This window comes from Paenirhodobacter populi (genome assembly GCF_004022215.1).
Lineage (GTDB): Bacteria > Pseudomonadota > Alphaproteobacteria > Rhodobacterales > Rhodobacteraceae > Rhodobacter > Rhodobacter populi.
This window is the reverse complement of the sequence record NZ_SAUZ01000003.1, coordinates 1-13,443: the sequence shown is the minus strand read 5'-3', so window position 1 is coordinate 13,443 and position 13,443 is coordinate 1. Positions and strand designations below refer to the sequence as shown.

Below are 13,443 nucleotides of genomic sequence, written 5' to 3'. Positions count from 1 at the left end.
CGCCGAATGGGGAACGCGCGAGGGGGCTGGCCCCTTCCTCCTTGTCCGCCCGCGCATCCTTGCCGGGAGCCCGCGACGCCCCGGGAATCGTCCGCCCGCCCCTCGGAAAACAGACTTTTCGCGCTTTGCCCGCAGAAGCGATGCGGCTCTTCTCTTTTCGGCCCCGAAAAGAGGGAGACAGGTCGTTCTTGTCTGCGCGCCCTTCCGCTATGGTGCTGGAAATCATCGCATCGAGAGAGTGCCCCATGACGACCGAATTCATCAGCGTGACCTTCCCGACCCCGTCGACGGATCTGGCGCCCCTGACCGAGCCGAAGATCGACCCGGCCTTCCTTGTGCGTTACGCGCGCACGCTGGACGATTACGGCTTCGACTATACGCTGATCCCGTATCATTCGTCGTCCTTCGATCCGTTCACCATCGGGGCGACGGTTCTTGCCAATACGAAGAACATCAAGATCATCGTCGCGCTGCGGCCGAACACCGTCTATCCGACGGTCGCGGCGAAATCGCTGGCGACGCTGGATCAACTCAGCGGCGGGCGCGTCGTCGTCCACTTCATCGCGGGCGGCGATCCGGCGGAACAGGCGCGTGAGGGCGATTTCCTCGACAAGGAGGAACGCTATGAGCGCACGGCGGAATATATCCGCATCCTGCGCCGGGCGTGGGAGTCGTCGGAGCCCTTCGACCATGACGGGAAATACTATCAGTTCAAGGACTTCAGCAACAAGGTGCGGCCGACGAACGGCACCATTCCAGTGTCGATCGGCGGGTCTTCGGACGCGGCCTACCGGGTGGGCGGCGAGCTTGCCGACATCTTCGGCCTCTGGGGCGAGCCGCTGAAGGAAACCCGCGAACAGATCGCCAAGATCAATGCCGCGGCCGAACAGGCGGGGCGCAAGGATCGTCCGCGGATCTGGGTCACCTTCCGCCCGATCGTCGCCGAGACGGACGAACTGGCATGGAAGAAGGCGCACAAGACGCTGGACCTGCTGACCGAGAACCGTTCCAAGGGGCTGGCCCGCGCGCCGGTGAACGCGGCCCCGCCGCTCAATGTGGGTTCGCAGCGCCTGCTGGATATCGCCAAGCGCGGCGACGTGCAGGACCGCGCGCTGTGGTATCCGACGGTGACGGCGACGAATGCCTCGGGCGCGTCGACGGCGCTGGTGGGCTCGCCCGAAACGATCGCGGCCTCGCTGCTCGATTACGTCGATCTGGGGGCCTCGCTGATCTCGATCCGGGGTTATGACAATTACAACGATGCGGTGGATTACGGCCGCTATGTCCTGCCGCTGGTCCGGGCCGGTCTGGCCGAGCGCGAAGCGGCGAAGAAGGCCGTCGCCTGACAGCCGCAGGAACACCGGGACGGGGATTGCCTCCGTCCCGAAAATTGCCAAGTAAGAGGGGCGGGTCCGTGACCAGCGACGAGAATACACAGGGTATCGTGCCGGCGGAAACGCTGCGCCGGATCGCGGCGGCGGCGCCGGAGGCGGACCGCAACGGCAGCTTCCCGTGGGAGGGGATCCGCGCCGTCCATGACAGCGGCCTTCTGCATGCGACCGTGGCGCGGCGCTATGGCGGCGGCGGGGGCGATCTGCTGACGGTGCTGCGGATCGTCACGGAGCTTGGCCGGGCTGATCCCTCGGTCGCGCTGATCTCGGCGATGACGCTGCTCAACCATCTGGGGCAGGCCACGAACGCCACATGGCCCGAGGATTATTACCGCGATCTGGTCGCCGAGGGACGCACGCGCCCGATCCTGTTCAACGCGGCGCGGGTGGAGCCCGATCTGGGTTCCCCGGCGCGGGGTGGGTTGCCGCAAACCATCGCGCGGCGCACGGCCACCGGCTGGTCGATCAGCGGGCGCAAACGCTTCGTCACCGGGTCCGAGGGGCTGACGCATTACCTTGTCTGGGCCAGCACGGACGAAGAGCCGGGCCGCGTCGGCACCTTCATCGTCGCGGCGGACACGCCCGGCATCACCATCGTCAGGAACTGGGACAGCCTTGGCATGCGGGCCACGTCCTCGCATGACGTGGTGTTCGAGGATGTGGCCGTTTCCGCCGGTCTGGTCATCAATATCTCCGGGGTCGGGCAGGCCGCGCAGGACAACCGTGGCCATGCGGCGACGACGCTGGTGCTGACCTCGATCTATCTGGGCGTGGCCGAGGCGGCGCGCGATGCCTTTGCCCGCTTCGCCCATGAACGGGTGCCCGCCAATCTGGGCCGCCCGATCGCGGAAACGGACCGCTTCATCACCCTTGCCGGGGAAATCGACCTGCTGGTGTCCTCGGCCCGCGCGATCCTGTTCGACGCGCTGACCCATCACGCCGGGGATGCGGAACATCTGATCCGCGCGCGGCTGATCGTCGGGCGGCAGTTGCAGGAGGCGGTGGGCATCGCGGTGCGCGCGCTCGGCAATCCGGGGCTGGGGGCGGAGCTGGGGCTGGAACGGCATTTCCGAGATATCCAGTCGGTTCTGGTCCATGCGCCGCAGGAGGATACGGCCATCGCGCTGCTGGGCCGGGCGGCCTTCGCACGGTTCCGGGCGGCACGGGATGCCGATGCCGCGCCGGAAAACCTGCTGCGTCAGGCCGTCTGAACCCGGCAGATCCTTGACGCGCCGGCCCCGGCGCGCGAGGGTTCCGCGGCGGGCCGGGACCGGCGCCAAATCCTCACATCGCAGGCCGCCCCTCCGGGGGTATGGGAGAATCTGATTGCGTTACATCATCATCGGAGCGGGGGCCGTCGGTGCCAGTCTGGCGGCTGAATTCGAACTGGCCGGGATCGACTATCTGCTGGTCGGGCGCGGTGCGCAGCTGAGCCATCTTCAGCAGCACGGGCTGAGCTTCCGCCGACCCTCCGGCACCCGTATCGTGCCCTTGAAGCTGACCGATCAGGCCGGGCTGCGGCTGCGGCATGGCGACGTGCTGGTGCTGACGGTCAAGACCCAGGACGCCGAGGAAACCAGCGCCGCTCTTGCGGTCCTGCCGCTGGAGGGCGGCGGTCTGGGCGCGGATCTGCCGATCGTCACCTTGCAAAACGGGCTCGCGACGGAACGGATCGCCGCGCGGCGGTTCGCCAATGTCTATGGCGCGTCGATCCTCGTGCCCGCGATCTATACCGAGACGGGGCGGGTCAAGGTGCTGTCGGGGCCGCAGCTCGCGCTGGTCACGGTGGGGCGCTTCCCTTCCGGGCGGGATGCGGTTTCGGCGCAAATCGTGGCCGATCTGACGCGGGCCAATTCGCTGGCCGAGGAACGCGAGGATATCCAGCGCTGGAAGGCGGCGAAGCTGCTGCGCAACGTCAAGAACGTGCTGGAACTCTTCGCCTCCGCGCCGGAGGAGCTGGAACAGGCGGGCCGCGCGATGGTGGCCGAGGCGGAACAGGCCCTGCGCGCGGCGGGCTACGATCCCGCCCGGAACGAGGAGCGCCGGGTCAGTATCGCCGAGTGGAAGGTGCTGCGCGACGAAGAGGAACCGACCGGCCAGTCGACCTGGCAGAGCTTCGTGCGCGGTGCGCGCAGCGAGGTGGATTTCCTCAACGGCGAGATCGTCCTGCTGGGCCGTCTGCACGGGGTGGCGACGCCGTGGAACCATGCGGCGCAGCGTCTGGCGGCCGAACTTGCCGCCCGCGGCGGGGCGCCGGGCGAGATTGAACTTTCCACGTTGATCGCGCAAGCTCGCGCTGACGAAGCAAACGGCGAAGCGACCGGCGCGGGCGCCGCAACACGAGCCACGGAATGACCACTGCCGCCAGATCGGCCGTTGCCGACAAGATCCTGAACGTCGCGGGCAGCCTGTTCTTCAGGGAAGGGATCCGCGCCGTCGGCATCGACCGCATCGTGGTCGAGGCGGATATCGCCAAGGCCACGCTCTACCGCCATTTTGCCTCGAAAGAGGATCTGGTCGTCGCCTATCTGCAGGAGCGCCATGCGAAGGTGATGCAGGGGCTCGAGGAGGTGGTGGCCGGCGATCCCGATCCGCGCGGGCAGATCGCCACCATCTTCGCCCGGCTGTACGAAAAGGCCGACAATCCGGAATTCCGCGGCTGCGCCTTCGCGCTCGCGGTGGCGGAGCATGGCGATTCCGAACGGATCGTGACGCTGGCGCGGCTGCACAAGCGCAGCGTGGCCGATTTCCTCAGGGCGCTGGCGGAGCGGGCGGGGTTCGAGGACCCGGACCGGATCGGCCGCCACCTTGCTTTGCTTTACGACGGCGCGCTGGCCCGGCGCGCGGTCTATGGCGACCCCGAGCCGATGCGCGACGCGCGGGATTGCGCGCTGTCGCTCTTTGACATGGCGGCGCGAAACGCTTCAACGGCCCATATCACGGACTGAAACATGACACAGAAGATCGACTACTTTTTCGGAATCGGCTCGCCCTGGGCCTATGTCGGGTTCGACGCCTTCGTGGCGCTGGCCAAGGCGCAGGGGGCCGAGATCGAGCCCTTTGTCATCCCGCTGATCGAGGAAAACGGCGGCATCTATTCCCGCAACCGCCCCCCGGCGCGCAAGGCCTATTGGCTGACCGATCTGAAACGTTGGGCAAAGCTGCGCGGCCTTCCGCTGGCGTTCGAGGGGCGGGACCGCCTTTCCGACCCTACACCCGCGGCCGACATGATCGTCGCGGCGCATCTGCTGGGGCAGGACTGGCTCACGCTCGCGGGGGAACTCCACCGGGCATTCTGGGGCCGTGGTGAAGATGTCGGCCTGCCCGAGGTCCGCAAGGCCATCGCCGATGCGGCCGGGCTCGACGGCGCGACGCTGGAGGACCATGCGAAATCCGACGCCGTGGCCGCGCGGAAGCGCGAAAGCTACGAGATCGCCAAAGAGGCCGGCGTGTTCGGCATCCCCAGCTACCGCCACGACGGCGAGCTGTTCTGGGGGCAGGACAGCCTGCCGTTCCTTGAACGTCACCTGAAGGGCGAAAAGCTCACCGACTGATCCCGCGCCGGAAGGCTGTTCCGAAACCGGCGAACAGCCTTCTGAAGCGCAACCAATTCTGCCGACATCGGTCAAAATGATTGAGGAACCACCAAATCGGTGGTTTTTATATTGATATCAATGTGTTGTGGTGCGGTCATAATGGCAGAATTGGTTGCACCGCTGCCGTGCTATAAGCCATTGATTTTGTTCAAACGGGCCAGTGTTGACACAGGTATTGACGCAATTGCGAAAGCTATTGAGAAACGTCTATGGCGTCTCTGACGTGCTGGTTCTGAGTGGGAACGGACCGATAGTCGCAACGCGGATGCCGCTGGCCCGCTGCTGACGGGTGCGCACTCTATCATTGGCGATGGCGCTTTGAAGTTCCTGCGCGCGGTCAGAGGCTAACGAAAGAGCCAAAGCCCGCTGGTGCGGATCAGACAGGCTTATGCGCTGATCATCTCGACTCTGGGTCTCTACCAAATCCTCAATCAGGTTCATGAACGCATCCAGTGCAAAGTCTCGCACCCTCGTGAGGTCCTCGTCGGCTTGCCCGAAGAGAAGCCATTCAGCGTTGATTCCAAGGTTTACACAAAGCGCTACGATAGAGGTCGCCCGCGGAGAGCTTGGCCCTGCCAAATACTTCTCCATGGCGCTCTTCGATACCCCGGCAGCATCAGCCATCTCCGACACTGAGAGCTTGTAGGACACCATCAGGAACCGCAGCCTATCGGATAGGTCCAGCGTCTCGAAAGTCACATTCTCTTGCGGCATGAGTAAACCCACATCTATGTATTGATTACCGTATATTTTTACGGTATTCCTCAAGAAGGATACATGAGGAAGGCGTTTTGTTCAACACGCCTTAGGTTTGGATGGCTCTTGCTTCTGTCAGTAATGGTCCCACAGGCGTGTGCATCTCTGCTGATGCATTCGCGCAGTCCCTTGAGATTACGCCGCAGGCGGCGAGACTGGCATTTAGGAACGCCGTATCTGGCCGCCGTTGGCGTGGCCACAATCTTCCGATTGTCGAGATCCCCGGCCAGCGTGGCGGGAACGGCGGGTCGGTTTGGGGCCTCGCAGTCGAACATTGCGATCCCGAGCTGCAGGCGTTGCTGCTGCCCGCCACGGCTGAAGCCGCAGAAAACACGCTTGAAACGCCCGTTAACTCCTCCATTGAGGGCTGGCAGATCGAGGAACAGCAAGCCCGCTGGGTGATTATCCAGCCGCTCCTTCTGGCGCAGAAGGGCACAACCGCCCGTGGCGATCTCATCCGCGAAGCTACGGCCCGACACCATGACTATCCCGGCGGTCCCCGCCAGTTCTCCTATGGGGCCATTCGCGACTGGATCGCCCTTTTCGAGCGGAAGGGGCTGGCCGGTCTGTTGCCATCCCTCCGGACGGATCGCGGTGTTGCTCGTGTGCTGATGACGCGGCTTTGGGATGCGGACCATTGACCTTGCCGATGATGCAAAGGCCGAGATTGCTGCCCGCATCACGCGTGAGGCCCAGAGCATGGCCGCGAATGACGGCACCTCCGAGCGGGAGATCATCCGTCTTTGCAGCCTATACCTTGAAAAGTATTGCGTTTCCGCCGGATCACAACTTCCCGCTGCGAGGCTGAAAGCCATCTGCAAGCTCAACGCGAAATGGTCGGCTCGGCTCGATCTGGGGCGGTTCCGGCTCGTGCATATGCGCGACAAGGATCACAAGGCGTGGCAGGACAAGGCCGTGCCGCGCATCCGCCGAAAGCTTCACGACACGCCGATGGGCCTCCTGATCGGCGATGTCCACTATGTTGACATGCTGGTGACGGAGGCTCTGGCCTCGGATCGCTTGGAACTGATTTGTGAGGGCGTTTCCACTCGGGCTACGGGGAAGGAAACGATCAGGGTCCGGCTCATCGCCTGGCTGGACACGTCCAGCCTGTTCGTCTGGGTGACGCCCGTCTTCCTGTCGAAGGGTAAAGGCATCACGCAGACGGATGTAGCTGAATCGCTGTCGCAGGTGGCCTTCTGCCCGCACGGCGGCATCCCGCTGAACTACTACCTGGACAACGGTTCGGAATACGACGCCTTGGCTTCGGCCATGGTCCGGCTTGCCAACCTTGCGGAGATGCAGTTCGGCGTTACCCTCGCCAAACCCTATTCGCCCACGTCCAAGGGCGAAATCGAAGGGTATTTCAATATCTTGGCAGGCATCTTCAAAGGACTGCCCGGATGGATTGGCGGGGATCGGACGGACAAGAAAACCCAGAATAAAGGACAGGTTGTTCAGCCCTACGCCAAAGGTCTGGAGGCACTGGAAGCCGATATTCTTGCGGCTGTCGCCATCTACAAAAGCCGCGCACAGGGCGGTCGTCTGGCCGGGGTGTCACCGCTCGACATGCTGGAACGGAAGATCGCGGATACCGGCTTCGTTGCCCGTGTGCCGAGCGAAGAATCCTTCGATCTGATCTTCAGCCGCTCCGACAGCCGGACGATCCAGCAGGGCACGATCCGCTACGATAACCGGCAATGGCATACGCCCGCGATCGACGATCTGCCGATCAAAGAGCCGGTGGAAATCCTCATTCCCCTGCGGAAACGATGTGATCGCGTGTTCGTCCGTCATGCCGGAAAGGCACTTGGCTGGGCAGAACCCCTTCCTGAATTCGATCATGGGGACAGGGAGGGTGCCCGACTTCAGGCCCGGCTGGAAAAGGGGCGCCTAGACGCGATCAAAAAGCTGGAAGTGCAGATCGACCCCGACATCTCGACCTTCGAACTTCAGAAGGGTGCGGTGGACAAGATTGCACCCAACGCGCCCGCCCCGGAGTTCTGGACATGGGCCATCGACAAAACGAGCCAGCCTTCGGGCGTTGCGGAACTGGAAGCCGTAGAGGACGCGCGGCGGCGGGCCGATCTGGAAGAATTCCTCGCGATCTGCGGGGATACAAGGCGAGGGGCCAGCGGCGGCTACCGCTGACCCCCCTCGTGTAACGTGACCATTGAGAAAAGGGTGTCACACATGGAGAAACCTAACATCGAGACGGGCGTGGGATCAATGGTCCGTATGGTGGCGGACCAGGTTCTGGCCGGTGCCGGTCTGGCGCTGTTGCGCGGGCCCGCGGGCATCGGCAAGACCTTTGCCCTGAACAAGATTGAGGCGGAGATCGAGGGCTTCGGGCGGTACCGTGGTGCGCGTGACGATCTCGCCCGCGAATGGCGGCTCGATCAGCGCTTTCACCCGCGCGGTGCTGTCGCAGTTTCGGATGGAGACGAACTCGACCTCAGACAGCGTGGATGCGCTCTTTGACCTGCTGTCGGGCTATCCGTTCCGCAGCTATGGACCGCGTGTAATTTTCATGGTGGACGAGGCGCAGGAACTTAAGCCCGCTGTGCTCGAAACCATCCGGTCGCTCTGGGATCGCGGCACCAATGCCCGCCTCGGGCTCAGCACCGGCCCGGCCTTCGGCTGCATGCTGGTCGGTAATGATCTGTTCATTGGAAAGGGCGGCAATATCCGGGTTGCGGGCTTCCGTCCGCTGCTGACGCGTGTCACGCACAACATCGCCCTACCGCGCCCTTCGCAGGCAGAGCATGCGGCCTTCGCCAGCTTCCTTTTTCCGGATGCACCGGAGCTTCAGATCATTGTGGCAGGCTTCGGCGTCGATGCCGGGAACCTGCGCGCGCAGGACGTAGCCGCCCGCCCGAGCCGTCTGTTTGCTGGCGACAGCCCGGTGACGCCCGGCCATCTGCGGCAGGCGATCAAGCTGATGGGGGGCAAGTGATGCGCGAGATCATGGTGGTATTCCCGCTCGAGGATGGAAAAGCTCTTATATTCGATGGTCGCGATCTCATGATCGTTCCTTTGTCGGAGGCGGAGAGGCTCGAACTCGGCCAAGGCATGAACGACGTGTCCGAGTTCCTGACCTTCAGCGTGAAATGCCTCGCGACGCTGAAACAGGTGATCGAGACGAAGCAGGACCCGGCGGCGCAAGTCGCTGAGATCGCAAAGACGCTCGACCAGCTCCTGTCGCCGTCCCGCACAGCGCGCGAGCTTCATGACCGCTGCCGGGAACTGATCGGCCGCGCGATCTTCGTTGGGCAGAACCCCGAAAACCGGAGGATGAACTGATGGCCGATTCCGACGCACGTTTGTCTGATCATGAGTGGAAGTGGAAAATGGCCGCGGAAGGCAAGGCTATCTATATTCCCGGTAAGACGGCGGAACAGATCAAAGTCGAGATGGCAGCAACGGCCGAGGGGCTCGCGCAGAAATCGGCCCGGACCATCACCATGACCGCCGGAGCATGGAGCACCATCGACACCGCGATTCCCGATGTCATCGAGATGTTGAGCGATGTCAGGAATGTCCTTCATGAACTGGCCTATGCTGATGATCTGGATCAGCCTTGGGTCAACTCCGTGATGCGCCTGAGTGCCCGCGCAATGCAGAGCATGCAGGATAAGGAAATCCTCGTCCTCGATCAATTGGATGTCGCCATTCGCGACGCCACCGAAGAGGATGCCGCATGACGATCAGCAACCGCCAGAAGGCTATCCTTCACCTCGCCAAGGGCAAGCTCGGGCTGACCGACAACGAATACCGCTCCTGCCTCGTGCATCTGGCCGGGGTGGAAAGCTCGGTCGATCTCGACCAGGACGGCTTCGAGGCCGTCATGGGATTCTTCGAGTGGCGCGGCTTCCGCCCGCTGCTCGCGGAAGGTCCGTCCTATGGCAACCGGCCCGGCATGGCGACATTCGCCCAGCTTGAGCTGATCCGCTGCCTGTGGCGCGAATACACGCGCGGCGCGGCCGGGGAACAGGAACTGAACAAATGGCTGCTGAACAGCTTCCGCCTGTCGAGCCTGCGCTTCGTGGACATGAAGACGGCGCGCAAGCTGATCACCGCCCTGAAGGCGATGAAACAGCGGCAGCGATCTGCGGCATGATGCCTTGATGCGGCGGAAGGGGGCGGTGCCGTGAGGTGCCGCCCCTTCCATTTTTCGGACATGCCGCCAGAGCCACGGAGCGGGCCGCTGACGCGCATCTTTCTTTTCGGCTCCCTCGATACCAGACAAGCCGGGACCATGTTTAATTTCGCCGGAAAAGTGGTTAATTTTCAAAGTCCGCTTTGGGGGTGCCGATCCGCGCGCAACTCTTGCCTGAATGGCACCCTTCCGGTAGGCTGAGTGGGCAATTGGTGGCCTGTTTGGCGTGGGGCCCGAGCCGCCGATGCCTTCCCCGCAAAACGTTGTGTCTGAAACCGCATCGGCCTGTCGGTCAGAGTGCATTGCGAATGCCACCCTCGCTTCGCAATTCTCAGGACCACCGATGCTTATCAACAGCCAGAATCTCGACCTCATCTTCAAGGGCTTCAAGGCCGTCTATTCCGATGCCACCATCAACGCACCCGTCAATTACGACAAGGTCGCGATGGTGGTGCCGAGCGCCTCGCGCGACGAAACCTATGGCTGGATCGGCGAATTTCCCCAGATGCGGGAATGGATCGGCCCGCGACAGATCAAGAGTCTGTCCGCGCATGACTTCACCATCAAGAACCTGACTTTCGAAAGCACGGTCGAGGTTCCCCGCAACGCCATTTCCGACGACCGTATCGGCATCTTCAAGCCGATGTTCGCCGAGATGGGGCAGATGGCGCGCAGGCATCCCGATGAACTTGTCTTTGGCTTGCTGAAATCCGGCTTCGACACGCTTTGCTACGATGGCCAGTCGTTTTTCGACACCGACCATCCCGTGCTCGACAAATCCGGCACGACCACCGTCACAATCAGCAACATGCAGGCGGGCACCGGCGAGCCGTGGTTCCTGCTCGACACCTCGCGTGCGGTGCGCCCGATCATCTGGCAGGAGCGCGAGCCCTATGAATTTCAGGGCATCACGGATGCTACGGACGAGCGCGTATTCATGCTCGACAAGTATTTGTATGGCGTGCGCGCCCGGGTGAACGCCGGGTTCGGCCTGTGGCAGCTGGCTTTCGGCTCGAAAGCGGAGCTCACGGCCGGGAACTACGCGGCGGCAAGGGCGGCGATGCAGGGCTTCCGCGCGGCCCGGGGGCCGGGTTCTGGGCGTGACGCCCACGGTTCTGGTCGTGCCCCCGACGCTTGAAGAGCAGGCGCTCCAGATCCTGAACGCCACACAAAACGAGGTCGGGGCATCGAATGTCTGGTCGAAGACTGCCGATCTGATCGTCACGCCCTATCTGAGCGCGTGACGCCATGACGGGACTTGCTTTCGCCACCTGTGACCGTGCCCTTGCCCCGGGCGGCGCAGCGCCGGAATGGGTGCATCTGTTTCCGCCCGGGCCGATGGTCGGGCGCGACGGGCGCCGGTTCGATCTGGCCGAACCTAACGACGTGATCGCCGATTTCCGCAAGCGCGGTGTCGATCTGCCGATCGACTATGAACACCAGAACGACACGCCGGACGCAAAGCGCAATGGTCCGGTCCCGGCTGCGGGCTGGAAGGATCTGCGCGCGGATGACACCGGACTGTGGGGTCGCGTCGAATGGACGGATACCGCGCGGGAGATGATCGCGCGGCGCGAATATCGCTATCTCAGCCCGTCCTTCGCCTACCTGCCCGAAAGCCGCCGGATCGTCCGGGTCAAAGGGGCGGGCCTTGTCCACAACCCCAATCTGACGCTTACCGCCCTTGCACATGAGGAACCCGACATGCCTGCACCCCTCGCACAGGACAAGGCTGCCGATCCGGCCATGCTGGCCCGGCTGGCGTCGATCCTTGGCCTGCCGCCCGACAGCGACCCGGAAACCATTCTCGCCGCGATCATGAAAACCATCGGAAAAGACCCCGCCGCATCGGCCACGGCGGCGGAGCATCCCGATCCGGCCCGCTTCGTGCCAGTGGATGCCGTGCGCGAGCTTCTGGCCGATCGCAACGCCCGGATCGCGACCATGCGCGAGGCGGAAGCGGGTATCCGGGTCGAGGCCGCGCTGCGGGACGGGCATATCACTCCCGCCATGCGCGGCTGGGCCACGGCTCTATGCATGCAGGATCCGACGAGCTTCGACGATTATATCGCGAAGTCGCCCGCGCCCTATGCCCATCTGTTGCGTTCGGTGCGCGGCGCCTGGGAGGTTCCCGAACCTCAGCCGCTCGTCGCCTCTGCCGAGGCAACGGCAATCTGCGCCCAACTTGGAATCGGAGCCGACAAGCTCGGTTCCTGACCATCAGGATCGGCCTGTCCCACGGCCGATCCCGAGGCGAGCGGAGCGGTGGCCTCTCGCGAGCGATGCCCCGAAGGCGTTCTTCCCGCGCTTTCGTGGCATCCAGCCCTTCAAGGAACCCCATGTCACAAAGCCCCGGCACATCCTTCCCCAAGCCTCCCGCCGCACTCGCGCCCTATGTCGAGGTTCTGGGCGTCGATCTGGCCGTCGAGTTCTTCCTGCGATTCGGTGGCGCGGAGCTGTATTTTCCCCAAGACCGTTGTCGCGGTGGGGCAGCCACCAGCATGATCGGTATCGAGAAGATTGCCGAACTCGGGGATCGTCTTTGTGTTGTTAAAACGCGTGTCCCCCTGGCGAATCGCTGGATTGCCGAGGTTCTGGCATGGAAGGGCGTCCCAACCGCCGATATCGCCCGCTGGATCCGCGTGAGCGACGTCACCGTGCGCCACTGGCTCTCGGGTGGGGAAAGGCCGTTTCCGGTCGAAAGATAGGCCCTGAAATGCGGCTATACAGCGGCAATAAAGGCGAGGTCGCACCTGACCGACCTTTCGTGCTCTGCCCGGTGGCTCCCCTCCCCAACGCGAGGACGCAATGCGCCCCGACCAGTAAGTATAGTCCTGGTCAACCTTCGGGGTCATGTGCCCCTCAGCAATGCCGGGAGAGTTTGCGGCAGAACCTTTCGGGAAACATACAGCGTTCAGAGGGCTGTTTCAATGCAGGCGGCAGGGCCCCGCACCCGGTTTCCCGGAAACCCTGCATGGCGCTCCGATCCGAAGACCGTGCTACGGCCGCGAGAATATTACCGTGTCACGCCTACAAGGGAGAGAATAGCCATGATCACCATCGAAATCAACGACCGCGCCATCAAGAAGGATTTCGATGCCTTGGAAGCGTCCCTGACCGACATATCCCCCGGCGAGTGGCTGGAGAACGCCGTCAACAGCGCCAGATAACCAGCCCTCGGGACGCCTCACGACACATGACGACAGGTAACGACACTTAAATCCGGGCGATAATATCGGCAGAATTGGTTACACAACGGGATAATTGTTTACACAACACTTCTGCCTTTCATCTTTCCATAAATATCCCGGGGGATGAATTGGCCGAAGGCCAAGAGGGGGCTGGCCCCCTGCGCCCTGTCCGTTCGCGCGGCCGGTTGGTCTCTGATCGTGTTCAGAACCGCGTCAGAACCAACGCCGCGGGGGCGTGAAGGAAGGGGGGGGGGGGGGGGGGGGGGGGGGGGGGGGGGGGGGGGGGGGGGGGGGGGGGGGGGGGGGGGGGGGGGGGGCGGGGGGGGGCGGGGGGGGGGGGGAGGGGGGGG

17 protein-coding genes are annotated in these 13,443 nt (G+C 63.6%); 16 read left to right on the top strand and 1 reads right to left on the bottom strand.

The genetic code is table 11. The features are described from left to right. The first annotated feature begins 245 nt into the window (after nt 1-245). The 5 genes from D2T30_RS03215 (at nt 246) to D2T30_RS03195 (ending at nt 4,945) form a co-directional block, all read left to right on the top strand. A complete protein-coding gene (locus tag D2T30_RS03215; protein ID WP_128182845.1) occupies nt 246-1,346 on the top strand; it encodes an LLM class flavin-dependent oxidoreductase in 1,101 nt (366 codons plus the stop codon). Between the two features lie 68 nt (nt 1,347-1,414). Next, entirely contained in the window at nt 1,415-2,602 is a 1,188-nt protein-coding gene (locus tag D2T30_RS03210; protein WP_128207619.1) for an acyl-CoA dehydrogenase family protein, read from the top strand. A gap of 115 nt (nt 2,603-2,717) precedes the next feature. Next, the gene (locus D2T30_RS03205; protein ID WP_128207618.1) at nt 2,718-3,746 is read left to right on the top strand and encodes a ketopantoate reductase family protein; all 1,029 of its coding nucleotides are present in this window, start codon (nt 2,718-2,720) and stop codon (nt 3,744-3,746) included. Continuing rightward, on the top strand, nt 3,743-4,339 hold the full coding sequence (locus D2T30_RS03200) for a TetR/AcrR family transcriptional regulator (protein WP_128207617.1): 597 nt from the start codon (nt 3,743-3,745) through the stop codon (nt 4,337-4,339). The genes D2T30_RS03205 and D2T30_RS03200 overlap by 4 nt, the downstream gene beginning before the upstream one ends. Before the next feature lie 3 nt (nt 4,340-4,342). Continuing rightward, nucleotides 4,343-4,945: a 2-hydroxychromene-2-carboxylate isomerase gene (locus D2T30_RS03195; protein WP_128207616.1), complete on the top strand. Its 603-nt coding sequence runs from the start codon at nt 4,343-4,345 to the stop codon at nt 4,943-4,945. A 249-nt stretch (nt 4,946-5,194) separates the two neighbouring features. On the opposite strand, the gene D2T30_RS03190 is transcribed toward D2T30_RS03195, so the two are convergent. Beyond that, nucleotides 5,195-5,701 carry a helix-turn-helix domain-containing protein gene (locus D2T30_RS03190; RefSeq protein ID WP_128207615.1) on the bottom strand — a complete coding sequence of 169 codons (507 nt, stop codon included), beginning with the start codon at nt 5,699-5,701 and terminating at the stop codon, nt 5,195-5,197. Between the two features lie 101 nt (nt 5,702-5,802). On the opposite strand from D2T30_RS03190, the gene D2T30_RS03185 reads away from it, so the two are divergent. From D2T30_RS03185 to D2T30_RS03140, 11 genes are all read left to right on the top strand, one after another. Further along, nucleotides 5,803-6,384, top strand: coding sequence for a hypothetical protein (locus D2T30_RS03185; protein WP_128207614.1), 582 nt, complete (start codon nt 5,803-5,805; stop codon nt 6,382-6,384). Then, nucleotides 6,371-7,894 carry a hypothetical protein gene (locus D2T30_RS03180; protein ID WP_128207613.1) on the top strand — a complete coding sequence of 508 codons (1,524 nt, stop codon included), beginning with the start codon at nt 6,371-6,373 and terminating at the stop codon, nt 7,892-7,894. The genes D2T30_RS03185 and D2T30_RS03180 overlap by 14 nt, the downstream gene beginning before the upstream one ends. A gap of 42 nt (nt 7,895-7,936) precedes the next feature. Continuing rightward, nucleotides 7,937-8,224 carry a hypothetical protein gene (locus tag D2T30_RS03175; protein WP_128207612.1) on the top strand — a complete coding sequence of 96 codons (288 nt, stop codon included), beginning with the start codon at nt 7,937-7,939 and terminating at the stop codon, nt 8,222-8,224. Then, the gene (locus D2T30_RS03170) at nt 8,106-8,699 is read left to right on the top strand and encodes an AAA family ATPase (RefSeq protein WP_338325429.1); all 594 of its coding nucleotides are present in this window, start codon (nt 8,106-8,108) and stop codon (nt 8,697-8,699) included. Before D2T30_RS03175 ends, D2T30_RS03170 begins: the two co-directional genes overlap by 119 nt. After that, the gene (locus D2T30_RS03165) at nt 8,699-9,046 is read left to right on the top strand and encodes a hypothetical protein (RefSeq protein ID WP_128207610.1); all 348 of its coding nucleotides are present in this window, start codon (nt 8,699-8,701) and stop codon (nt 9,044-9,046) included. The genes D2T30_RS03170 and D2T30_RS03165 overlap by 1 nt, the downstream gene beginning before the upstream one ends. Beyond that, nucleotides 9,046-9,447 (top strand): hypothetical protein, encoded by a 402-nt coding sequence (locus tag D2T30_RS03160; RefSeq protein ID WP_128207609.1) that lies wholly within the window; start codon nt 9,046-9,048, stop codon nt 9,445-9,447. The genes D2T30_RS03165 and D2T30_RS03160 overlap by 1 nt, the downstream gene beginning before the upstream one ends. Then, nucleotides 9,444-9,863, top strand: a complete 420-nt coding sequence (locus D2T30_RS03155; protein WP_128207608.1) for a regulatory protein GemA — start codon at nt 9,444-9,446, stop codon at nt 9,861-9,863. Before D2T30_RS03160 ends, D2T30_RS03155 begins: the two co-directional genes overlap by 4 nt. A gap of 304 nt (nt 9,864-10,167) precedes the next feature. Then, complete coding sequence (locus D2T30_RS03150) at nt 10,168-11,040, top strand: Mu-like prophage major head subunit gpT family protein (protein WP_241651187.1); 873 nt, start codon at nt 10,168-10,170, stop codon at nt 11,038-11,040. Beyond that, complete coding sequence (locus D2T30_RS23540; RefSeq protein WP_241651186.1) at nt 11,003-11,146, top strand: Mu-like prophage major head subunit gpT family protein; 144 nt, start codon at nt 11,003-11,005, stop codon at nt 11,144-11,146. The genes D2T30_RS03150 and D2T30_RS23540 overlap by 38 nt, the downstream gene beginning before the upstream one ends. A 4-nt stretch (nt 11,147-11,150) precedes the next feature. Further along, nucleotides 11,151-12,119 (top strand): phage protease, encoded by a 969-nt coding sequence (locus D2T30_RS03145; RefSeq protein WP_128207607.1) that lies wholly within the window; start codon nt 11,151-11,153, stop codon nt 12,117-12,119. Nucleotides 12,120-12,241: 122 nt separating this feature from the next. After that, nucleotides 12,242-12,610, top strand: a complete 369-nt coding sequence (locus D2T30_RS03140; protein ID WP_128207606.1) for a helix-turn-helix domain-containing protein — start codon at nt 12,242-12,244, stop codon at nt 12,608-12,610. Nucleotides 12,611-13,443 lie beyond the last annotated feature (833 nt).

Bases quoted from the DNA above. Each gene is read 5' to 3' on its own strand.
- D2T30_RS03215 (WP_128182845.1), top strand. From the start codon at position 246: ATGACGACCGAATTCATCAGCGTGACCTTCCCGACCCCGTCGACGGAT.
- D2T30_RS03200 (WP_128207617.1), top strand. From the start codon at position 3,743: ATGACCACTGCCGCCAGATCGGCCGTTGCCGACAAGATCCTGAACGTC.
- D2T30_RS03195 (WP_128207616.1), top strand. From the start codon at position 4,343: ATGACACAGAAGATCGACTACTTTTTCGGAATCGGCTCGCCCTGGGCC.
- D2T30_RS03190 (WP_128207615.1), bottom strand. From the start codon at position 5,701: ATGCCGCAAGAGAATGTGACTTTCGAGACGCTGGACCTATCCGATAGG.
- D2T30_RS03185 (WP_128207614.1), top strand. From the start codon at position 5,803: ATGGCTCTTGCTTCTGTCAGTAATGGTCCCACAGGCGTGTGCATCTCT.
- D2T30_RS03180 (WP_128207613.1), top strand. From the start codon at position 6,371: ATGCGGACCATTGACCTTGCCGATGATGCAAAGGCCGAGATTGCTGCC.
- D2T30_RS03175 (WP_128207612.1), top strand. From the start codon at position 7,937: ATGGAGAAACCTAACATCGAGACGGGCGTGGGATCAATGGTCCGTATG.
- D2T30_RS03165 (WP_128207610.1), top strand. From the start codon at position 8,699: ATGCGCGAGATCATGGTGGTATTCCCGCTCGAGGATGGAAAAGCTCTT.
- D2T30_RS03160 (WP_128207609.1), top strand. From the start codon at position 9,046: ATGGCCGATTCCGACGCACGTTTGTCTGATCATGAGTGGAAGTGGAAA.
- D2T30_RS03155 (WP_128207608.1), top strand. From the start codon at position 9,444: ATGACGATCAGCAACCGCCAGAAGGCTATCCTTCACCTCGCCAAGGGC.
- D2T30_RS03145 (WP_128207607.1), top strand. From the start codon at position 11,151: ATGACGGGACTTGCTTTCGCCACCTGTGACCGTGCCCTTGCCCCGGGC.
- D2T30_RS03140 (WP_128207606.1), top strand. From the start codon at position 12,242: ATGTCACAAAGCCCCGGCACATCCTTCCCCAAGCCTCCCGCCGCACTC.